This is a genomic window from Paenarthrobacter sp. YIM B13468 (assembly GCF_042788025.1).
Taxonomy (GTDB): domain Bacteria; phylum Actinomycetota; class Actinomycetes; order Actinomycetales; family Micrococcaceae; genus Arthrobacter; species Arthrobacter aromaticivorans.
On the sequence record NZ_JBHZPI010000009.1, the window covers coordinates 83,091 to 103,219 of the forward strand.

A 20,129-nucleotide genomic window follows, 5' to 3' on the forward strand; every position below is an offset into this window, starting at 1 on the left:
AGGCCGGAATGCTGGAGGAGGCTAGATTTCGTAGTCCAGTGGCCTCGGCTGGCTGTAACCGCCACCGTGATAGAGCAGGGGAGCGCCGTCGTCGCCCACCTGGCCGTCCACGACTTCCACGACCACCACAGCGTTGTTCTCAAACGACAACCGCATTTGGATCTTTCCCACCAGCCATCCTGCGACGTCCTTGAGAATGGGGACGTCGAACGGACCTGGCTCCCAGTGATCACCCTCGAAGCGGTCCCGCGTCTTCGCGAAGCGATCTGCCAGCGCCTGGTTCTCCAGTCCGAGCATGTGCACGCCAATGTAGTTGGCATTGGCGATGGCCGGCCAGGAACTTGAGCTTCGGGCCATGTTGAAGGTGAAACGTGGCGGTTCGGCGGACAGGGATGCAACGGAGGTGGCAGTGAAGCCGAAGGGCTTGCCATTGAGGTTGGCTGTGATGATTGCCACCCCGGCGGCATGGCGGCGGAACATTTCCCTGAACGTCTTTTCGAAGCCGGATAGTTCGCTTGCCACGTTGATGAATCTCCTGGAACTGGGGTCGGGGGCGTCTTTCTCTCAGGGTATTCCTCCCTGTGCCCCACTTCTCTATTTTAATGGGCACACGTGAACCTTTGTTAATGTGAGTTCCATGACTCAGCCCACTGTGCACGTTCCCGCGGAAATCCAGCCCGACGCCGCAACTCCCTGGCGTTCGCGGGACGCCCTGTGGCTTGTCCTACCCGCGGCTGCGGGGGTAGTCATAGGCATTCTCTGGTGGATTCTGGCGCCGGGAGGGGGAAACCTGGTATCGGGGAACCCCGAACTGGCAAATCCTGCAAACCCGGATTCGTGGTTGCCGCGCGATTTGGTCCTTGCCGGGCTGATGCTGGTGGCCGGGTGTGTCACCGGCCTGATGCTCGACGGAAAGCTCCAGGGAACCGGGGCCGGCAGGCGGTTGGCGTTGGCACTGGCAGGGGGCGCGGCCGGCGCAGCGATTGCCTGGGTGGTTGGCTTGGTTGCAGCGCAGCTATGGGGACCCGCGCCGGACCCTTCCCTGGGTGCCGACTACGGTTTCACTCTTCGCTCCTACGCCGTCCTCATCTTGTGGCCCGGCGCTATCGCGTTCGTGACGTTTGTACTGGCGCTGTTCGGGGTTCTTTCCAGGAAGCCCGTAAAATAGCCGGGTGACCACTTCTTCGGATACCTCCGCCCCTGCCGCTGCATCCTTGAATTTCCGCAGTATCGATTTCCGCGGCCGCCACCTCTCGCTGGCTGAGCTGCGCGCTGCTGTACCCAGGGCGAAGCATCAGACGATGGCAGATGCGGAGCAGAGGGTCCTGGACATTATGGGAGCCGTCCGCAGCCGCGGTTTTGCTGCTCTGACCGAACTTGCAAGGAACTTCGACGGCGTTGAACAGTCCCACCCGCGGGTACCTGCCGAGGCGCTTGCCAAGGCCTTGGCTGACATTGATCCCAGTGTCCGCGCCGCGTTGGAAGAGTCGATCAGCCGGGCCAGGCAGTTTGCCGATCAGCAGCGTCCAGCCAATGTTGACGTCGCTTTGGCTGATGGCGCGGTTGTCAGCCAGAACTGGATTCCCGTGGGGCGTGTTGGGCTGTATGTCCCGGGTGGTCTCGCGCCCCTGGCCTCCTCGGTGATCATGAACGTCGTTCCCGCCGTTGCTGCAGGTGTCGAATCCATCGCCTTGGCTTCGCCGCCTCAAAAGGACTTCGGCGGACTTCCGCACCCCACCATCCTCGCGGCGGCAGCGCTGCTGGGAATCGATGAGGTCTACGCGATTGGCGGCGCCCAAGCGATCATTTCGTTTGCCTACGGAATCCCCGGTTCGGAGGGAGTATCTCCTATCGAGCCTGTGGATCTCGTCACGGGACCTGGCAATATTTTCGTCGCCACTGCCAAGAGGCTGGTGAAGGGAGTCGTCGGCATCGATTCCGAGGCAGGAACTACCGAGATCGCTATCCTGGCCGATTCCACTGCCCAGCCCGCACTGGTGGCTGCCGATCTCATTAGCCAGGCCGAGCACGATCCCAAGGCCGCCTCTGTCCTGGTGACGGACTCCGCTGACCTGGCGGACGCCGTCGTGGGTGAATTGGCACGGCAAGCAACCGCCACGAAGCACAGCGCACGCGTCCTTGAAGCACTCTCCGGTCCGCAATCCGGTGTGGTGCTGGTGGATGACCTGGAACAGGGGATTGCGGTGTGCAATGCCTACGCCGCTGAGCACCTTGAGATCATGACGGCGGACGCACCGGCGGTGGCGGCGAGGATCCGCAACGCCGGAGCCATTTTCGTGGGGGACTACAGCCCCGTGAGCCTTGGCGACTATTGCGCAGGGTCAAACCACGTGCTGCCCACGAGCGGTACCGCTGCCTTCTCCTCGGGGCTGAACGTCACCACCTTCTTGCGCGCAGTGCAGGTCATCAACTACGACCGTACGGCCCTGGAGCAAGTCAGTGGCCACATCGTGAGTTTGGCCGGAGCTGAGGACCTTCCAGGACATGGGGATGCGGTCAGGATCCGCTTCAGCGGACGAAGCTGACGTCAGAACCCTCACAGGCTAAACGGGACCTGACCACTACATATACGGGTCATCACCACTACATGTAGTAATTACAAGCTTGTCATTACGGTGTCATCGAACGTAAACTGGTGCCGGAAGAGAATCTTCCGGCACCTTTGCGTTTCCGGCACCCTGCCGGTGTAACGCGGGCCGGAGCTGATCAGGGGAGGCCCAGCGTGTACTGTCCGTTCTGCCGGAATCCTGACTCGCGCGTCGTTGATAGCCGCATGGCTGACGACGGAACTTCCATCCGGCGCCGCCGGCAATGCCCTGAATGCGGGCGACGCTTCACCACGGTGGAAACCACCAGCCTGTCCGTCATCAAGCGTTCGGGAGTCGGGGAGCCGTTCAGCCGCATCAAAGTCATCAGCGGTGTGCGGAAAGCGTGCCAGGGCCGCCCCGTCACCGAAGACGATCTGGCCATGCTGGCGCAGGAAGTCGAGGAGAACATCCGCTCTTCGGGTGCCGCTGAAATCGATGCCCACGAAGTAGGCCTTGCCATTCTCGGTCCCCTGCGGAAACTGGATGAGGTGGCGTACCTGCGGTTTGCCAGCGTCTATCAAGCATTCGAGTCGCTCGAAGACTTCGAATCCGCAATATCCTTGCTGCGGCATGAGGCCGAGGCCCACGCCAAAGCCGGGGCCAAGGAAGCCAAAGGCTCCGAGAAAAGCCAGCTTTAGCGGCCGCCGGACACCGGGAGGACTGCTCCAGTAATGTAGCCGGCCTCGCCGGACATTAACCACATCACAGCCGCCGCCACCTCTTCAGGTTCAGCCGCCCGGCCCATGGGAATGGTTGGATTGAGCCGTTCTACGCGGTCGGGCATTCCTGCGGCTGCGTGGAGTCCGGTGTTGGTACTGCCGGGAGCCACAGCGTTGACACGAATGCCCTGCTTTGCCACTTCCGCAGCCAGGCCCACCGTCAAAACGTCCACCGCACCTTTCGACGCCGCGTAGTGAACCCATGTCCCGGGGGAACCGGCCTTTGTTGCGGTCGAGGAAATGTTGATGATCGAACCACCCGGACCGCCGTGGTCGGTAGAGAGTCTTCGGACCGCTTCCTGGCACATGAAAATCATGCCTGCCACGTTCACGTCCATGACGCGCTGCACGGTCTCGGCAGGCACCTCTGCCAGTGTTCCGATCCGGTTGCCCGTAATGGCCGCATTGTTGATGACGGCTGTTAATGGCCCCCAAGCTGCGGCAGCATCGAACAAGCGCCCGACGTCGGCGGGCTGGCTGACGTCGGCCTGCACGGCCAGCGCCCTACCTCCCTGCGCGTGGATGTCCTCAACCACTGCATCAGCACCCTCGGCGTCCAACGAGTAGTTGACCACTACGCCATACCCGGAACGTGCCGCCGCGTTTGCAACTGCCGCGCCAATTCCGCGGCTGGCACCCGTGACGATCGCGATTCCGGGCATGGCGTCGTAGTCCACAGGCAACTTCAGCTACTTGGCTAGCTTGTGGTGCAGAGCGACCTCAAGGGCAGCGCCCACGATGCCGGCGTCGTTCTTCAACTTGGCGGTGACAATTTCGGTGCGCAATTGCAGGTGCGGGAAATATTCATCCGAGCGCTTGGAGATGCCGCCGCCGATAATGAAAAGTTCCGGGGAGAACAGGAACTCGACGTGCTGCAGGTAGCGGTTGAGCAGGACGCCGTACTCGTCCCAGCTCAAGCCATCGCGTTCGCGGGCCACGGCTGACGCCTTGGTTTCGGCGTCGAATCCGTCAACCTCAAGGTGACCGAGCTCGGCGTTGGGCACCAATTGGCCGTTGAAGATGAAGGCGGAGCCGATGCCGGTCCCGAGCGTGATGACCAGGACGGTGCCGTCCACGCCCTCGCCTGCGCCATAGCGGGCCTCTGCGAGACCTGCGGCGTCGGCATCGTTGATGACCTCGACGGGGCGGCCTAAACGGTCAGTGAACTTCTTGTCGATGTCGGTGCCCAGCCAGGACTTGTCCACATTTGCGGCAGAGTTGACCACACCGTGCTGAATGATTCCCGGGAAGGTGACACCCACGGGGGAATCCGCGGCAGGGGCGTCGGGGCGGCTGGAAAGTTCTTTGACGATCTCTGCCACAACTTCGGCTACTGCCTCGGGAGTGGCGGGCTGTGGCGTGGGAACGCGAAAGCGTTCGCCGATCAGCTTGCCCTTCTTGAGGTCGACGATGCCGCCTTTGATGCCCGTGCCGCCGATGTCGATTCCGATCAGCGGCGCGTTCTTGTGGGTCTTCTCATCCTTCTTGGACAATGCAATTCCGATCATGGCAGGAGGGGTGGGCATGGCGCAGCCGCCCGGGGCTGCGGTTGACCTTCCGGAAAGCTAGGGAAGGGTCAGGATTTCCGCGCCGGTCTCGGTGACCAGCAGGGTGTGCTCGAATTGGGCCGTGCGCTTGTGGTCCCTGGTAACAACCGTCCAGTCGTCGGACCACATATCCCATTCGATGGTGCCAAGGGTCAGCATGGGTTCGATGGTGAAGACCATGCCTGCCTCGATCACGGTGTTGTACGCCGGGGCTGCGTCGTAATGCGGAATGATGAGGCCTGTGTGGAACGCCTCACCAACACCGTGGCCAGTGAAATCCCGAACCACGCCATAGCCGAAGCGCTTGGCATAGGACTGGATCGCGCGGCCGATTACGTTGATTTCGCGGCCGGGGGCCACGGCCTTGATGGCCCGGTTGAGCGACTCCTGCGTACGCTCAACCAGCAAACGGGATTCCTCATCCACGTCGCCAACCAGGAAAGTGTAATTGGTATCTCCATGCACTCCGCCGATGAATGCGGTGATGTCAATGTTCAGGATGTCCCCATCCTGAACCACCGTGGAATCGGGGATGCCGTGGCAGATAACTTCATTGAGGGAAGAGCAGAGGGACTTCGGGAAGCCCCGGTAGCCCAGCGTGGAGGGGTAGGCCTTGTGGTCCACAAGGAACTCATGGCCAATCTTGTCCAACTGGTCCGTCGTCACGCCGGGCTGGATATGCTTGCCAACTTCAACGATGGCCTGGGCAGCGATCCTGCTGGCGATACGGATCTTCTCGATGGTCTCCGCTGACTTCACTTCGGAGCCGGTGAACTTGCTGGGTGCCTTCTTGCCGACGTACTCGGGGCGGGGGATCGACGCCGGGACGGGCCGTTCAGGGCTGATGATTCCCGGAGTGAGCGTGCCGATGGGTGCGGTCGAAGCAAGAGAAGGCATAGATTGATCATATAAGGCACACAAGAGACGCAAGTAACAAAGCGCGGCTGGGCCCACGTGACTCCGCCAACGTTACGCGTTTGAGGGCAACCGGGACGAGGAGGAGACGTGACGGAGTACTGGTACAACGTCAAGACGCATGAGATCGAAGAGGACGCCATGTCCGATTGGACACAGCTGATTGGCCCTTACAAGACCAGGGAAGAAGCCGAGCACGCGCTGGAAAAGGTCAAGCAACGCAACGATGCCTGGGACGCCCAGGACGATGACTAGGGCGCCAGGACGTAGCTAGAAGGAATGCTCAGGTCCGGGAAATTCTCCGGATCTGACGTCCTCTCCAAAGGCAGCGGCGGCATCCGTGAGCGTCGTGCGAAGGTCTGCATACTGCTTGACGAACTTTGCCATCTTGCCGCCTCGCAGTCCGGCCATGTCCTGCCAGACCAGCACTTGGCCCGTGGTGCTCTTGCCGGCTCCGATGCCTACAGTCGGTACGCGCAGCGCGGCATCGACGGCAGCAGCAGTATCTGCGGGCACCATCTCCATGAGGACGCTGAAAGCGCCTGCGTCCTGCAAGGCCACAGCGTCATCGATGAGCCGCTTGGCGTCATCGCCCCTGCCTTGGACCCGGTAGCCACCCAGGGAATGTTCACTCTGGGGAGTGAATCCAATGTGGGCCATGACAGGAATGCCGGCCTGGACCATGGCCTTCACAGTCTCCGCATAGTAGGCAGAGCCTTCGATTTTGACCGCGTGGGCCAATCCTTCCTTGAGGAAACGTACGCCGGTGGCGACTGCCTGCTCGGTTGAAACCTCGTAGCTGCCAAACGGCAGGTCAGCCAGCACCAGGGCGCGCTTGGATGAACGGCTCACCGCCCGGCACAGAGGCAGCAACTCGTCCACTGTGACGGGAAGGCTGGTCTCGTTGCCGAAGACGTTGTTTGAGGCGGAATCGCCCACCAGGAGGACTTCGATCCCGGCTTGGTCGAAGATCTCAGCAGTGTATTGCTCGTAGGCGGTGAGCATAGCGAAGTGCTCGCCGTTATCCTTGGCCTGCTGAAGATGATGGATGCGCACCCTGCTGACCTGCTTCTTGGCGCCAACTGACGGTGCCTGGGCGGCCGCCGCGGGACCGTTGCCGTAGGGCGCGGGGACTTCGGCGGGCGTGGTGGACTCAGGAAGGTTGCTTGGGGCCATGGATAGAGCCTAAGCCGTGCCGACGACGCCTGCCAGCAGTGTGCCAAGGGTCACGTTTGTAAACGCTGTGTTACGCGCAGCTACTGCGGCGGCATTCCCACCGAATGCTTAGTAGAGTGAAGTCTGAGCTGCCGTGGCTTCAATGACTGGGAACTGCGGCATGGACACCGAACCGGAAAAGAGGCCCTATGGACCGCCAGCAAGAGTTCGTTCTGCGGACGATCGAAGAGCGTGACGTGCGCTTCGTACGCTTGTGGTTCACCGACGTCGTGGGTTCACTGAAGTCCGTGGCTCTGGCTCCGGCAGAAGTTGAAGGTGCCTTCGAAGAGGGCCTGGGATTCGATGGCTCAGCGATCGAGGGCCTTGCCCGGGTTTTTGAGTCGGACATGCTGGCACAGCCTGACCCCTCAACCTTCCAGATCCTTCCTTGGCGCGGTGAGACCGAACAAACGTCCAGGATGTTCTGTGATGTCTTGACGCCGGACGGGGAACCCTCAGCAGCAGATCCCCGAAACGTCCTCAAGCGGACCCTTGCCAAGGCCGCGGATATGGGATTCACCTGCTACACGCACCCTGAAATCGAGTTCTACCTGCTCAAGTCAAAGGAGCTTGGCCCCAATGGTGCCCCCGTCCCGGTTGACGAGGGCGGCTACTTCGACCACGTCCCTGGCGGTGTTGCGCAGGACTTCCGACGCACCGCGGTGACCATGCTGGAATCGGTGGGTATCTCGGTGGAGTTCAGCCACCACGAGGGCGGGCCGGGCCAGAACGAGATTGACCTTCGCTACGCGGATGCCCTGCAGACTGCGGACAACATCATGACCTTCCGCACGGTCATCAAGGAAGTTGCCCTGCAGCAGGGCACGTATGCCACGTTCATGCCCAAGCCGTTTACGGACCACCCGGGCTCCGGAATGCACACACACTTCTCGCTCTTCGAGGGGGACACCAACGCATTCTTTGAAGCCGGCGCCGAGTTCCAGCTGTCCAAGACTGCCCGCCAATTCATTGCCGGTATCCTCAAGCACGCTCCTGAATTCACCGCGGTCACCAATCAGTTCGTGAACTCCTATAAGCGGCTCTGGGGCGGCGGTGAGGCACCGAGCTATCTGAGCTGGGGCCACAACAACCGCTCCGCGTTGGTGCGTGTGCCGTTGTACAAGCCCGGCAAGGGCCAGTCGGCGCGCATCGAGTACCGCGGCATCGACTCCGCAACCAACCCGTACCTGGCCTATGCCGTCCTTTTGGGCGCCGGTTTGAAGGGTATCGAAGAAGGCTACGAACTTCCGGCAGCTGCCGAAGATGACGTTTGGTCGCTGACCTCCGCAGAGCGCAAAGCCATGGGCCACGCTCCGCTGCCGGCCAGCCTCCACGATGCCATCCGTGCCATGGAGGAATCGGAGCTGGTGGCCCAGATCCTGGGCGAGCAGGTCTTCGAACACTTCCTGCGCAACAAGCGCGCGGAATGGCAGGACTACCGCCTCCAGGTCACGCCGTACGAGCTGCAGCGCAACCTCGGCATTCTGTAGGCAGGGCCAATGAGCCTTGCACGTCGGCTCATCTCAGCCGGATTCAGTGACCTGGAAAAGGGTGAGCGTTTTCTTGCTGCCCCGGAACTTGAAGGCATCGAACAGGACGCCTTGTTCGCCGGGCTCTCCTTGGCGGCGAGCCCGGATACCGCGTTGCAATCACTTGTCCGGCTGATTGAGAAGAACCCCGGCCTCAAAAAGTTGGCTGGCGCTGACCCGGACACGAGCGAATCCCTGTACCGGCTGTTGGGGGCATCGGAGGCGCTGGGTGAGTTCCTCATGCGCAGGCCGGAGCATCTGGACGTTTTTAATGTCCGGGTTAGCCCGGAGCCACTCCCGGCATCAAGCGAAGAGCTCAGGTCCCTGCTTCTTCGTTCGGTCAAGGCCGAGCCCGGTGCGCAGCGTCCAGTGGCTGGGTTGACGGGGCTTCCGGCGTACGCGGCCCTGCGGACGGCCTACCGCCGCGGGCTAACAGAGCTTGCCATCAAGGACCTCTGCGCTGCGTCGCCGCAAGACTTCATGCCCGCCGTGGGTGCAGAGCTTGCAGACCTCGCTGGGGCCGCCATTGAAGCTGCCCTTGCCGTTTCCCGGGCCGAGGCGGCTGCCCAGTTCGACGCCTCGGAGGTTGCCGACGTCGGGCTCGCAGTCATTGGCATGGGCAAATGTGGTGCCCGCGAGCTGAACTACATTTCCGACGTCGATGTCATTTACGTCATCGAGGCAGAGGAGCTGGACGACGCCCGCGCCGCGACCATCGGCACCGCCCTGGCGTCCGGCATCTCGCGGGCGATTTCCTCGTCGGCACCTGAACCGGGTTTGTGGGAAGTAGATCCCAACCTTCGCCCGGAAGGAAAGTCAGGGCCCCTGGTGCGGACGCTGCCCTCGCACCTGAGCTACTACGCCCGGTGGGCTGAGAGCTGGGAATTCCAGGCGCTGCTGAAGGCCCGGACGATTGCCGGCGACCGCGAGCTCGGCCAACGATACGAAAAGGCCGTCGAGCCACTCGTGTGGGCATCTGCCGGCCGTGATGGCTTCGTCGAGTCCGTCCAGGCCATGAGGCGCCGGGTCACGGATTACATTCCGGCTGCCGAGGAACAGCGGCAGATCAAACTTGGGCGTGGCGGGCTGCGCGACGTCGAATTCACCGTCCAGTTGTTGCAGCTGGTTCACGGCAAGTCGGACGAGTCTCTTCGCTGCCGCGACACTACCTCGGCCATCGCGGCATTGTCCGCCGGCGGCTACATCGGACGTGCCGACGCCGCCGGTTTCGACAACGCGTACCGCTATCTTCGGCTTCTGGAGCACCGGATTCAATTGTTCCAGTTGCGCCGAACGCACCTCATGCCCGTGGCGGAGGATGCCCAGCGGGTATTGGCGAAGGCTGTCCTGGGGCCCTTCTCGCTTGAGCGCCCCCATCCTGACCAGCTGAGGGCGACCTGGCAGAAAACCAAACGGTCCGTTCGGGAACTGCACGAGCGAATTTTCTACCGGCCGCTGCTCAATACCGCCGCGAAACTCAGCAGCGAAGACGCCAAGTTGAGCCCGGAAGCAGCCCAGGGCCGTCTTGCCGCCCTCGGCTACCTCGATCCCCAGGGCGCGATGCGTCACATTGAGGCGCTGACTGCCGGTGTAAGCCGACGTGCGGCACTGCAGCGGCAACTGTTGCCCATTCTTCTTGGCTGGCTTGCCGAAGGCGTGGATCCCGACGCCGGGCTCCTTGCATTCCGACGGGTCAGCGAAGCGCTGGGCACCACGCACTGGTATTTGGGGATGCTTCGTGATTCCCAGGCGGCAGCCGAACGCCTCTGCCAGGTACTGGCCAATTCACGGCTCATTTCGGACCTCCTGGAAGTCTCACCGGAGTCCGTGGCGTGGCTTGGCAGCGACAAGGACCTGGCTCCCATCCCCTTTGAGGCGCAATGGCAGGAAATCCGCTCTAAATTGTCCCGGCATCCGGATCCGGAGAGTGCCATGCGCCTCATCCGGTTGATCCGTCGCCGGGAGATTCTGCGGACCGCGATTGCCGATAGTGCCGGTTTGCTTGACCAAGACGCCGTGGGACTGGCGTTGGCCGAAACAGACCGGGCTGCCGTCCTCGGAGCCCTTCACGTGGCTGAAGCCATCGCTACCCAGTCCGATCCTCTGAAAACGGAGGTTCTGGTGGTGGCCATGGGCCGGCAGGGTGGCCGCGAGATCGGCTACGGCTCAGACGCTGACGTCATGTATGTTCACCGCGCCCGGCCTGGATTCAGCGATGAGGAAGCGCAGGAGCAGGCGACCGCGATAGTCGCCAAAGTCTCCAGCCTTCTCACCCAGCCGCTCAAGCCCGCCATCATGGCCGAGCGGGTGTTGATGGTGGACGCAGACCTGCGGCCCGAAGGCAAGAACGGCGCCATGGTCCGGTCTTTGGATTCCTATGCCGAGTACTACCGCCGGTGGTCACTGATATGGGAAGCGCAGGCGTTGCTGCGGGCGCGTCCCATGGCCGGTTCAGACGACTTGGCAGCGGACTTCCTTCGGCTTATTGATCCCATCCGCTACCCGGCTGAGCTCGCCGAACAGGATGTCAGGGAGATCAGGCGCATCAAGGCCCGCGTGGAATCGGAGCGGCTGCCTCGAGGCGCTGATCCGGCCCGCCATGTGAAGCTTGGCCGTGGTGGATTGAGCGATGTTGAATGGCTTGTCCAGCTCATCCAGTTGCAGCACGCGGGCAAGCAGCCTGCGTTGCGCACTACGGCCACGCTGGAGGCGCTTGCCGCGGCCGAGGACCTTGGGCTTGTTGGCAAGGACGACGCCGGACTCTTACGTGAGGCCTGGAAGCTCGCCAGCCGCGTCCGCTCGGCGAACGTCATCGTGACAGGCCGGGCATCGGACGTACTTCCATCGTCGCGGAGGGATCTTGAAGCTGTGGCGCGCTGGTGTGGTTACGCGCCGGGAACCGCAGGACAGTTCGAGGAGGACTACCTGCGCCTGAGTCGCCGTGCCCGGGCTGTCTTCGAAAAAGAGTTCTACGGTAATTGAGGCCTGGAATGCCCGATGATGACCCGGAGCTGGACGTCTTCCCTCGGGATCGTCCTGCGTTGGCGAGCGTTTGGCTTATACCGCTCAAAATGCTGGACGATGACGCGCGCGCCATCCAATTGGGCGCGGTGGCGGAAATGGCCTTGGCGGCTGATCAAACTGACTTCGTCGGCGATCCGCTCCGTATGATGCTGATCAGTCTTGAAGAAGAATCCCGCTCTCCCTATGTGATCGAGGCCAACGGGGAGGGTGTGGGCGTCCTGACACTCCAATGGGGAGCGGCGCGCCTTGCAGGATGGCCGGACGACGACTCCGCATGGCTTCTCAGGGGTTTCCTCATCGACTCGAAAAGCCAGGGCCGCGGCCTCGGTGCGCTGGCGGCCAAGGCTGCCGTGGAGGAGGCTCGCAAGTTGACGGCGAGGCAGGGTGGCGGCCAGGCCGGCGTCGTGCTTTCTGTTAACGAGCGCAACCCTGCGGGTCTTGCAGCTTATGCAAAGGCCGGCTTCGTTGACTGCGGACGGTACCTCGGCGGCAACTCGGGCCCGCAGCGCATCATGTACAAGGCTTTTTGAGGATGCTCACGCTTCGTCCCCGGGGAGCTGTCGTCAACGGTCGTTGACGCCACTCCAGGGCGTCAACTATGGTTGACGCCATGGAGGTGGACAGAATGAAAACACTTGTTGGATCGATGGACGGCATGGGGCCTGCGGAAGCGCTGTATGCCGTAGCTGAACTTCACAAGGAAGTTGGCAGGGCCGAGGCTTCCCTTGTACGTGCAGCCAGGCAGGCCGGTTTGTCGTGGGAGGCAATCGCACTTTGCCTCGGGGTCACAAAGCAGGCGGTACATAAGAAGTACGGGAAGCAGTAGCACTATACCGGGCGACAGGAACCCGGCCTGGCCTGGGTCTGTTCGTCCGGGCCTGCTGTCCCTTAGGATTCTCGCGTGACAGTCAGTCGGGATTCAGAGGGTGCAGCCTTCTCAGATGCGTTGTGCTTTCGCTGCGAGCAGGCCGGGCCGCACTGGTCCTCCCGGCATGGCCGCGGCGACGTTTATGTTTGCCGCCGCTGTTTCGCCACTTTTGCTGACGCCGAATGGCGGCAAGATGATGGGGGAGCGCAGGGCCATTCACTGTTGGCTGCTGGTGCCCCGGAGGGGCTGGGCCCCTCCGGAACCAAGTAGTTGGCTGTGCCGGAAGGGTAAAAAACGAGTACACACTACTCGTGCCCTGACCTGCCCCTGGTAGGCACGATATTTGCTATGACAACCTATGTGATTGAACAAGCGGCACTGGTTCACCGCTGTCAGTGCTGCGGTGAAGAAACCGATCGGGTGTTTTGCGCGGACTGCGCAGCCCCCCACCAACCTGGAGAAGTCCCGAAAACCAGGCACTAAAGACCATAGACAAGGTGCTGGTTCGTCCGTTGAAAAGCCTTATAGACTCGGTTCCGTAACTACTCTCGATGCTTAGGAGAAGTACATGGAATACAACGGAAGTTCGTTTGAGAAGGCTATTCCTGCTGGAGAGTTGGATCGCCGCCATGTGGGCCAGTCCATAAGCTTTCAGCCCAATGATTTCACTGTTGTCTTTGGGACGATTGCGGGCATCGCAAGAACTGAGGCCCTTGTGTACCTATCGCTTGATGGCGTCTCCGGCGGTACGCATCTGAAGGATGAGTATGACCTCCCCATTGATCGGGACGTGTACCTCCAATTGGATCCTCTGAGCACAGCCGAAAAAGGTCTTGCTGATGCCGCAAAGGCCGTCAGGGAAAAACTGGACGAGTTCGGAAAGAACATCCGCGACCGGGATCAGGGCAAAGAATCCGAGTAGTAGGCAGCGGCACGAATAAAGGAGGGCCGGCAACAGGTTTTAGAACCTGTTGCCGGCCCTCCTTATTTCGGAATCTCTGTGGATTCCCTGCGGCTAAACCTTGCTTAGCCGCTTGTGTTGCTAGACGCCGTAGTAGAGCTCGAACTCGTACGGGTTCGGGCGCAGTGACAGCGGACGGATCTCGTTCTCGTACTTGTACTCGATCCAGGTGTCGATCAGGTCCTGGGTGAAGACGCCGCCAGCCTGCAGGAACTCGTTGTCCTCGCGCAGGGCCTCGAGGGCTTCTTCGAGGGAACCAGGAGCCTTGGGGATGTCCTTGGCTTCCTCGGCCGGGAGCTCGTAGAGGTCCTTGTCGATGGGAGCCGGGGGTTCGATGCGGTTGCGGATGCCGTCAATGCCGGCCATCAGCTGGGCAGCAAAGGCCAGGTACGGGTTGGACGAGGGGTCCGGAGCGCGGAATTCGATGCGCTTGGCCTTCGGGTTGGAGCCCGTGATCGGGATACGGATACCGGCAGAACGGTTGCCCTGCGAGTAGACCATGTTGACCGGAGCTTCGAAGCCCTTGACCAGGCGGCGGTACGAGTTGACCGTCGGGTTGGTGAAGGCCAGGACTGCGGAGGAGTGCTTCAGCAGGCCGCCGATGTACCAGCGGGCGGTGTCGGAGAGGCCAGCGTAGCCCTTTTCGTCGTAGAACAGGGGGTCGCCGTTGCTCCACAGCGACTGGTGGCAGTGCATGCCCGAGCCGTTGTCACCGAAGACCGGCTTCGGCATGAAGGTTACGGACTTGCCCCATGCGTCTGCAGTGTTCTTGATGACGTACTTGAACTTCTGGAGGTCGTCAGCAGCTGCAGTCAGCGTGGTGAACTTGTAGTTGATCTCTGCCTGGCCGGCGGAGCCAACTTCGTGGTGGGAGCGCTCGACCTCGAGGCCGGCCTTGTCCAGTTCAACGCACATGGCGTCGCGGAGGTCAGCCTGCTTGTCCGTGGGGGAGACCGGGAAGTAACCGCCCTTGACGGGGGTCTTGTAGCCAAGGTTTCCGCCCTCTTCCTTGCGGCCGGTGTTCCAGTGGGCTTCTTCGGAGTCGATCTTGTAGAAGCTGCCCTGCGGGGAGGACTGGTACTGGATGTTGTCGAAGACGAAGAACTCGGCCTCGGGAGCGAAGAACGCAGTGTCCGCGATACCGGTGGAGGCCAGGTAAGCTTCAGCCTTCTCGGCTACGCCACGGGGGTCGCGGTGGTAAGGATCGCCAGTGCGGGGGTTCACGATGGAGAAGTTCAGCGCAAGCGTCTTCTCAATGCGGAATGTGTCGATGAATGCCGAGGTCACATCCGGGATGAGCTGCATGTCGGACTCAGCGATGCCCTGGAAGCCGCGGATGGAAGATCCGTCGAAGAGCTGACCGTTCACGAAGAAGTCGAGGTCTACGCTCTTCGCCGGCACGTTGAAGTGCTGCTGGACGCCCGGAAGGTCGGTGAAGCGGATATCGACGAATTTGACGTCTTCGTCTTTGATGAACTTGAGGACTTCGTCCGCAGTCTTGAACATCTATGCTCCTTATGCATATCAAGTAACAGGCCCGGAAGGCCGCGTGAGCCAGCCCATGCCGGAGGCCCGGAGACACAAAAAATTCCCCTTGCCGCGGTGGCTAGCAACTCATACCACCTTAGGGAGATGGGATTTCCCGGGAGTGTCAGTATTGTTTCGGGCAGGTTACAGAATGATCTGTTGTGTAAACGGTAGTCGGCTTTCCGGTGTCAGGTCCACGCGGGTCCAGTGGGCGAACACTTTGGCGCCATACATGCGCAAGGGCAGGCATGAAAGGTGGCCTTCGTCGTCGGTCTGTCCGTCCGCAAGCCGTTAGGCTTGGAGGGTGGTTGATCGAAAAGACATAGGCTCCTGGCTGAGCGGGCCGGACACGTCCGGCATCTCCAAATATCCGGGTGAGAGACTCGGCCTTCCTGAGTCCGGACCTGGCTCCATGGCGCGGGCTGGGCGACGAATCCTAGGCATAGTGATCGACTGGACGATTGCACTTGTCATTAGCAATTTCGCTTTTGGCGGCAACCAGTGGGCAACGCTCGCAATTTTTGCCGCGGAGCAGATCTTGCTGATCGGCACCCTCGGCTACAGCATCGGCCACAGGATTGCCGGCATTCATGTGGTCCGCTTGGGGGGAGGCCCCGCAGGCCCGCTTGCCGCGGTTGTGCGTACCTTGCTCCTGTGCCTGGTCATCCCCGCAGTCATCTTTGATCCGGACCAGCGCGGACTTCACGATAAAGCCATGAACACGATCCTCATCCGGATGTAGCGTCTTCATTCCTCACCGGTTGGACCCAGCCCCAAAAGCTAGCAAACACCAATAAAAAACCGCCCCGTCTCCTTCGAGAGAGGGGCGGTTTTTCGTTGGTGCATTCAAGCGCCTAGGGACAATCAGCGTCCGCGTGCAGCCTTGCGGTCCGGACGCGCCTTATAGGGGTCAATGCCCTTGGGGATCGGCAGGCGGGTACCAAGGGAGTTGATGCGCTTGGAAACAGCGTTGACCTCCACCTTGGTGAGTTCGTTCTTCATCTTGCCCATGGTCTTGGCGAGTTTGTTCAATGGCACCTGGCCCTCGCCGCGACCGGATTCGAGGACGTGGATGGTGACGTTGGGCAGGATGCGCGAGAGGCGCTTGCGCTCGGCTTCCACCAACGGTTTGACACGATGCGTGGGACCTTCGCTGACCAAAACGACGCCGGGACGACCAATTGCCATGAACACGGCGTCCTGGGTGCGCGGGTTAACCGCTACAGGCTGATCCTGGGTGACCCAGCCGCGACGTAGGGTACCCAGGGCCGCGCCGGATGCACCAGGCTGGTTCTCGATCTGTGCGAAGGCAGCCTTCTCTGCGCGACGGGAGAGGATGAAGACGGCGGCCAGGAGACCCAGCGGAATACCGATGATGAGACCGGTAACCCAGTTTTCCAAGAGGTAGCCGATAAGGAAGGCCACGGCAACTACCGCCAGGAATGCCAGCAGCATGATCCACACGACCTGGGGATCATTGCGCCGCGTCATCTTGAAGACTTCAGCGATCTGCTTCAGCTGGCTCGGCTTCTTGGCCTTGGCTTCCTTGGGCTTGCGCTGGAACAGCCCACGCTTGGGGGCGTCGGCCGAGGGGGTCGATTTGCTGGAATCAGAGGAATTCGCCATAGTGCCTTAATTCTACGTGATGTACGTCGAAGGACCGGACGCCATTACGCTTGGCATCCGGCCCTTTCGGTACTGCTTCATGGTGTTGCTGGTGAAGTGTTTGCCGACCTGGGTTCAGGCGTGGGCGGCGAGGATGGTGGAGGCTTCCTGGCGGGTGGTGCCGGAGGACTCGATGTGGGCCAGGGCGGCGGGGATTTCCCAGCCCTTCTTGCGCATCGCGGTGGCCCACAAACGCCCCGCCCGGTACGAGGAGCGCACCAGGGGCCCGGACATGACACCGAGGAATCCGATTTCCTCGGCCTCGTGCTGCAGGTCCACGAATTCCTGGGGCTTGACCCAGCGGTCCACCGGAAGGTGCCGTTCGGAGGGGCGCAGGTACTGGGTGATCGTGATCAAATCACACCCTGCCGCGTGCAGGTCCCGCAGGGCTTCGGAGATTTCCTCGCGGGTTTCGCCCATGCCCAGGATCAGGTTGGACTTGGTCACCATGCCCAGGTCCCGGCCCTGGGTGATGACATCCAGGGAGCGTTCGTACCGGAACGCCGGTCGGATCCGCTTGAAGATCCTGGGCACGGTCTCGACGTTGTGCGCGAACACCTCGGGCCGGGAATCGCAGATCGCGGCGATGTGTTCGGGTTTGCCGGAGAAGTCCGGGATCAACAGTTCCACCCCGGTGCCGGGGTTCAGTTCGTGGATCTTACGGACCGTTTCGGCGTACAGCCAGACACCTTCATCGGCCAGGTCGTCACGGGCCACCCCGGTGACCGTGGCGTAGCGCAGCTGCATGGCCTGCACGGACCTGGCCACCTTGGTGGGTTCGAACATGTCCACCGGGGAGGGTTTGCCGGTATCGATCTGGCAGAAATCACAGCGCCGGGTGCATTCGGACCCGCCGATCAGGAACGTCGCTTCCTTGTCTTCCCAGCACTCGAAAATGTTCGGACAGCCGGCCTCTTCACAGACCGTGTGCAGGCCTTCCTTCTTCACCAGGTTCTTCAACCCGACGAACTCCGGCCCCATCTGGACCTTGGCCTTGATCCACTCGGGCTTGCGTTCAACCGGGACAGCCGAGTTACGCTGCTCAACGCGCAGCAACTTACGGCCTTCAGGTGCCAGGGTCACTGGAGTGCTCCTTCTGGGGTGGAAACGAGTGCTTCTTCATGCTTGCGGAACTCTTCCACGAAGCGGTCAACGATGTCTGCCGGGTTGATGGTCCGGCCAGTCTCCAGCGACATGGTGGTGACGCTGGCGTCGGTGATTCCGCACGCGATAATCTGCGCGTACGGCGCGAGGTCATTGCTGCAGTTGATGGCGACACCATGCATGGTGACACCGTCAAGGACGCGGATGCCGATCGCGGCAATCTTCCGGTCCGGACCCTTGTCATCGGCGAGGATCCATACGCCTGCCCGGCCCTTCACGGTGACTGCCGGGATTCCATAGTCCGTCATGACGGCGATCATGGTTGCTTCGAGCCGCTCGACGTAGTCCCGGATTCCCGCGCGGTTCTTGAGCTTGAGGATCGGATAGGCGATGAGTTGTCCCGGGCCGTGCCACGTTAACTTGCCGCCACGATCCACGGCGACCACAGGGGTGCCGTCAAAGGGCCGTTCGTGGTCTTCGGTGAGCTTGCCAGCCGTGTAGACGGCGGAGTGCTCAAGGAGGAGGACGGTGCTGTTCTTCTCGCCGGCAACAACTTTGTTGTGGATCTCGCGCTGTAGGTCCCAGCCCTGCACATAATCAACGAAATCCGGGGCAAGACCCAGTTGTGAAAACTCAAGAGTCATGGGTTCAAGCTTAGACCCAGCAGGTCACTCACCATGATTTTGTGGTGAACCTCTCAGTCGCATCCGTCGGCGTAGCTTTCCTGCCCCGCAACCCGGAGCTGCCTGTGGATAACTTCTGCGGGAAATCGGATCATCCGGTAGACCTTGGATATGGAAACTACGGATGCTCCTGCCACGTCGGTCCCGCACATACCGGGATACACGCCATCACGCCCACTGGGCAGTGGTGGGTCCTCGACGGTCTGGCTCGCCAGCAGGGACAAGGACCATGCCCGGTTCGCCATCAAATGCGTCACAGGCGCGCTCCAGGGGGATCAGCGCAGCCAGCGGGGAGCCAATCGTGAAACTGCCCTCCGTGAGGTTCGGATCCTGTCGGCGCTTAGGCACGAACACCTCATCCGGATTCATGATGTGGTGGAGCTGGGCGGCGAAGCACGGGGCAGTTTGGGCTTGGTGATGGATTTCGCGCCAGGAGGTTCCCTTGCGAACCTGGTGAAGGCGCGACGTCAGCTGAGCGTCGGGGAAACTGTGACGGTACTGACCCCTGTTGCCCAGGTCTTGGCTTACCTGCATGCCCAGGGAACGGCCCATGGGGATATTTCCCCAGGCAACGTGCTGTTTACGGCACAAGGTAAGCCCCTGGTGACGGATCTTGGCGTGGCTGGCGTTGTGGGGGAGGAGAATCAAAGCCTCGACGTCGGCACCGACGGCTTTGTTGATACTTCTGTTTCCGCCCAGGGCGGGCCTGGTGATGGAGCCAGAGAAGCCTTGCAGCCGGAACGGGACGTCTATTCGCTGGCGGCGCTTGGGTGGTATTGCTTGACGGGCGTGGCGCCGGAGATCGCCAAGCACCGTCCACCACTGCCTCTCTTGGTCCCCGATGTCCCCAAAGGGCTCGCGGCTGCCCTTGAAGCGGGACTGGATCCTGATCCCCGGGCGCGTCCCACCGCCCGGGAGCTGGGAACAGCTGTTTATCGCAGCGCTGCGGCACAGCCTGTGGATTTGGCTGGGTGCGTCCATTCCTCGGTGATTCCGGAGCTGCTTACGCGGCGGCAGGCCGGGGGACGACCTCAGCGCAGGAGTCCATTGACTTCGGCTGTGTTGCGGCTCCGTCCCTTGCGGACAGTAATGACTCCGCGTCCCGAACGGCGAACGCGAAAAAGGAAACCGCAGCGAGGGCCACGTATAGCCATAGGGGTCGGCTTGCTGGTGGCTGCGGGAGCGTCGGTTGGTGCGGTTGGGTGGGCCTTCTGCCTGGGAGTCCAAGAGCCCGCATCGGGTTCGACGTCCGTAGTAAGTCCCGGGACAGCGATCCAAGCTCCCCAAGCCGACCAGCCCATTCCGGACACGCACTTGGAGGCGCTCCGCTCTGAGGATCCGATAATCGCCGTGCACGCGTTATCGGCGGTGCGCGATATGGCGCTGGGGCTGGATCGTCTTGAATTGCTTGCAAACGTCAACGCAGCAGGCTCACCTGCCCAAGCGGCGGATGAGACGTTGAAGCAGCAGTTAGGGGCTGAGGGTATTCACTTTGCCGGACTCACCACCAGCTTGAGCAGTGTATCGGTGCTGGGCCCCCACGAGGTTGATCGCGCCGTCGTTGCCCTGACTGCAACGACCTCCGGCTACGAGGAGCGCGACCGGTCGGATCGTTTGGTGAAGTCCCAGCCCGCCGGGGAGGCCCAACAGTTGCGTCTCGTCCTTGTCAGGTTGGCAGGGCAGTGGAGCATCTCGGAGATTCTCGGTTCCGGTTAGGGGTCATGTCAGAGACGTTCCTTGACGTGGGTGTGGCCCTCTGGGGG

20 protein-coding genes are annotated in these 20,129 nt (G+C 61.7%); 11 read left to right on the forward strand and 9 right to left on the reverse strand.

Annotated features, from left to right (window positions below; all coding sequences use genetic code 11):
• Positions 1-21 precede the first annotated feature (21 nt).
• Positions 22-522 (reverse strand): flavin reductase family protein, encoded by a 501-nt coding sequence (locus ACFX4T_RS10580; RefSeq protein WP_308169282.1) that lies wholly within the window; start codon positions 520-522, stop codon positions 22-24.
• 115 nt (positions 523-637) lie between these two features.
• On the opposite strand from ACFX4T_RS10580, the gene ACFX4T_RS10585 reads away from it, so the two are divergent.
• From ACFX4T_RS10585 to nrdR, 3 genes are all read left to right on the forward strand, one after another.
• Complete coding sequence (locus tag ACFX4T_RS10585) at positions 638-1,168, forward strand: hypothetical protein (protein WP_377651759.1); 531 nt, start codon at positions 638-640, stop codon at positions 1,166-1,168.
• Between the two features lie 4 nt (positions 1,169-1,172).
• Positions 1,173-2,546, forward strand: a complete 1,374-nt coding sequence (hisD, locus tag ACFX4T_RS10590; RefSeq protein ID WP_377651760.1) for a histidinol dehydrogenase — start codon at positions 1,173-1,175, stop codon at positions 2,544-2,546.
• A 197-nt stretch (positions 2,547-2,743) separates the two neighbouring features.
• A complete protein-coding gene (nrdR, locus tag ACFX4T_RS10595; protein ID WP_216922993.1) occupies positions 2,744-3,247 on the forward strand; it encodes a transcriptional regulator NrdR in 504 nt (167 codons plus the stop codon).
• Here the strand turns inward: nrdR and ACFX4T_RS10600 are convergent.
• The 3 genes from ACFX4T_RS10600 to map all read right to left on the reverse strand — a co-directional run bounded on the left by ACFX4T_RS10600 (position 3,244) and on the right by map (position 5,772).
• On the reverse strand, positions 3,244-3,990 hold the full coding sequence (locus ACFX4T_RS10600; RefSeq protein ID WP_377651838.1) for an SDR family oxidoreductase: 747 nt from the start codon (positions 3,988-3,990) through the stop codon (positions 3,244-3,246). The genes nrdR and ACFX4T_RS10600 overlap by 4 nt on opposite strands.
• Before the next feature lie 27 nt (positions 3,991-4,017).
• Positions 4,018-4,821 (reverse strand): polyphosphate--glucose phosphotransferase, encoded by an 804-nt coding sequence (gene ppgK, locus ACFX4T_RS10605; RefSeq protein ID WP_275964115.1) that lies wholly within the window; start codon positions 4,819-4,821, stop codon positions 4,018-4,020.
• Positions 4,822-4,893: 72 nt separating this feature from the next.
• Complete coding sequence (gene map / locus ACFX4T_RS10610) at positions 4,894-5,772, reverse strand: type I methionyl aminopeptidase (protein ID WP_377651762.1); 879 nt, start codon at positions 5,770-5,772, stop codon at positions 4,894-4,896.
• Between the two features lie 108 nt (positions 5,773-5,880).
• Between map and ACFX4T_RS10615 the strand changes: the two genes are divergently transcribed.
• Positions 5,881-6,045, forward strand: a complete 165-nt coding sequence (locus tag ACFX4T_RS10615) for an SPOR domain-containing protein (RefSeq protein WP_216922998.1) — start codon at positions 5,881-5,883, stop codon at positions 6,043-6,045.
• Between the two features lie 15 nt (positions 6,046-6,060).
• On the opposite strand, the gene panB is transcribed toward ACFX4T_RS10615, so the two are convergent.
• The gene (panB, locus tag ACFX4T_RS10620) at positions 6,061-6,966 is read right to left on the reverse strand and encodes a 3-methyl-2-oxobutanoate hydroxymethyltransferase (protein ID WP_377651763.1); all 906 of its coding nucleotides are present in this window, start codon (positions 6,964-6,966) and stop codon (positions 6,061-6,063) included.
• 188 nt (positions 6,967-7,154) lie between these two features.
• Between panB and ACFX4T_RS10625 the strand changes: the two genes are divergently transcribed.
• The 5 genes from ACFX4T_RS10625 to ACFX4T_RS10645 all read left to right on the forward strand — a co-directional run bounded on the left by ACFX4T_RS10625 (position 7,155) and on the right by ACFX4T_RS10645 (position 13,348).
• Positions 7,155-8,495: a glutamine synthetase family protein gene (locus ACFX4T_RS10625; protein ID WP_216923002.1), complete on the forward strand. Its 1,341-nt coding sequence runs from the start codon at positions 7,155-7,157 to the stop codon at positions 8,493-8,495.
• Positions 8,496-8,504: 9 nt separating this feature from the next.
• Complete coding sequence (locus ACFX4T_RS10630) at positions 8,505-11,516, forward strand: bifunctional [glutamine synthetase] adenylyltransferase/[glutamine synthetase]-adenylyl-L-tyrosine phosphorylase (protein WP_377651764.1); 3,012 nt, start codon at positions 8,505-8,507, stop codon at positions 11,514-11,516.
• Between the two features lie 8 nt (positions 11,517-11,524).
• The gene (locus ACFX4T_RS10635; protein ID WP_377651766.1) at positions 11,525-12,088 is read left to right on the forward strand and encodes a GNAT family N-acetyltransferase; all 564 of its coding nucleotides are present in this window, start codon (positions 11,525-11,527) and stop codon (positions 12,086-12,088) included.
• An 80-nt stretch (positions 12,089-12,168) separates the two neighbouring features.
• Positions 12,169-12,384: an AsnC family protein gene (locus tag ACFX4T_RS10640; protein WP_216923798.1), complete on the forward strand. Its 216-nt coding sequence runs from the start codon at positions 12,169-12,171 to the stop codon at positions 12,382-12,384.
• A 610-nt stretch (positions 12,385-12,994) separates the two neighbouring features.
• Entirely contained in the window at positions 12,995-13,348 is a 354-nt protein-coding gene (locus ACFX4T_RS10645; RefSeq protein WP_216923008.1) for a hypothetical protein, read from the forward strand.
• Positions 13,349-13,468: 120 nt separating this feature from the next.
• Here the strand turns inward: ACFX4T_RS10645 and glnA are convergent, their stop codons facing one another.
• Positions 13,469-14,893, reverse strand: a complete 1,425-nt coding sequence (gene glnA / locus ACFX4T_RS10650) for a type I glutamate--ammonia ligase (RefSeq protein ID WP_216923010.1) — start codon at positions 14,891-14,893, stop codon at positions 13,469-13,471.
• A gap of 325 nt (positions 14,894-15,218) precedes the next feature.
• On the opposite strand from glnA, the gene ACFX4T_RS10655 reads away from it, so the two are divergent.
• The gene (locus ACFX4T_RS10655) at positions 15,219-15,656 is read left to right on the forward strand and encodes an RDD family protein (protein WP_223948639.1); all 438 of its coding nucleotides are present in this window, start codon (positions 15,219-15,221) and stop codon (positions 15,654-15,656) included.
• Positions 15,657-15,778: 122 nt separating this feature from the next.
• On the opposite strand, the gene ACFX4T_RS10660 is transcribed toward ACFX4T_RS10655, so the two are convergent.
• The 3 genes from ACFX4T_RS10660 to lipB form a co-directional block, all read right to left on the reverse strand.
• A complete protein-coding gene (locus ACFX4T_RS10660) occupies positions 15,779-16,540 on the reverse strand; it encodes a DUF4191 domain-containing protein (RefSeq protein ID WP_216923014.1) in 762 nt (253 codons plus the stop codon).
• A 114-nt stretch (positions 16,541-16,654) separates the two neighbouring features.
• Positions 16,655-17,662 carry a lipoyl synthase gene (lipA, locus tag ACFX4T_RS10665; protein ID WP_223948640.1) on the reverse strand — a complete coding sequence of 336 codons (1,008 nt, stop codon included), beginning with the start codon at positions 17,660-17,662 and terminating at the stop codon, positions 16,655-16,657.
• Positions 17,659-18,327, reverse strand: coding sequence for a lipoyl(octanoyl) transferase LipB (gene lipB / locus ACFX4T_RS10670; RefSeq protein WP_216923018.1), 669 nt, complete (start codon positions 18,325-18,327; stop codon positions 17,659-17,661). The genes lipA and lipB overlap by 4 nt, the downstream gene beginning before the upstream one ends.
• Before the next feature lie 150 nt (positions 18,328-18,477).
• On the opposite strand from lipB, the gene ACFX4T_RS10675 reads away from it, so the two are divergent.
• Positions 18,478-20,082 carry a serine/threonine-protein kinase gene (locus tag ACFX4T_RS10675; RefSeq protein WP_377651768.1) on the forward strand — a complete coding sequence of 535 codons (1,605 nt, stop codon included), beginning with the start codon at positions 18,478-18,480 and terminating at the stop codon, positions 20,080-20,082.
• The last annotated feature ends 47 nt before the right edge of the window (positions 20,083-20,129 follow it).

Bases quoted from the DNA above. Each gene is read 5' to 3' on its own strand.
- ACFX4T_RS10585 (WP_377651759.1), top strand. From the start codon at position 638: ATGACTCAGCCCACTGTGCACGTTCCCGCGGAAATCCAGCCCGACGCC.
- ACFX4T_RS10600 (WP_377651838.1), bottom strand. From the start codon at position 3,990: ATGCCCGGAATCGCGATCGTCACGGGTGCCAGCCGCGGAATTGGCGCG.
- map (WP_377651762.1), bottom strand. From the start codon at position 5,772: ATGCCTTCTCTTGCTTCGACCGCACCCATCGGCACGCTCACTCCGGGA.
- panB (WP_377651763.1), bottom strand. From the start codon at position 6,966: ATGGCCCCAAGCAACCTTCCTGAGTCCACCACGCCCGCCGAAGTCCCC.
- ACFX4T_RS10625 (WP_216923002.1), top strand. From the start codon at position 7,155: ATGGACCGCCAGCAAGAGTTCGTTCTGCGGACGATCGAAGAGCGTGAC.
- ACFX4T_RS10630 (WP_377651764.1), top strand. From the start codon at position 8,505: ATGAGCCTTGCACGTCGGCTCATCTCAGCCGGATTCAGTGACCTGGAA.
- ACFX4T_RS10635 (WP_377651766.1), top strand. From the start codon at position 11,525: ATGCCCGATGATGACCCGGAGCTGGACGTCTTCCCTCGGGATCGTCCT.
- ACFX4T_RS10640 (WP_216923798.1), top strand. From the start codon at position 12,169: ATGGAGGTGGACAGAATGAAAACACTTGTTGGATCGATGGACGGCATG.
- ACFX4T_RS10645 (WP_216923008.1), top strand. From the start codon at position 12,995: ATGGAATACAACGGAAGTTCGTTTGAGAAGGCTATTCCTGCTGGAGAG.
- glnA (WP_216923010.1), bottom strand. From the start codon at position 14,893: ATGTTCAAGACTGCGGACGAAGTCCTCAAGTTCATCAAAGACGAAGAC.
- ACFX4T_RS10660 (WP_216923014.1), bottom strand. From the start codon at position 16,540: ATGGCGAATTCCTCTGATTCCAGCAAATCGACCCCCTCGGCCGACGCC.
- lipB (WP_216923018.1), bottom strand. From the start codon at position 18,327: ATGACTCTTGAGTTTTCACAACTGGGTCTTGCCCCGGATTTCGTTGAT.
- ACFX4T_RS10675 (WP_377651768.1), top strand. From the start codon at position 18,478: ATGGAAACTACGGATGCTCCTGCCACGTCGGTCCCGCACATACCGGGA.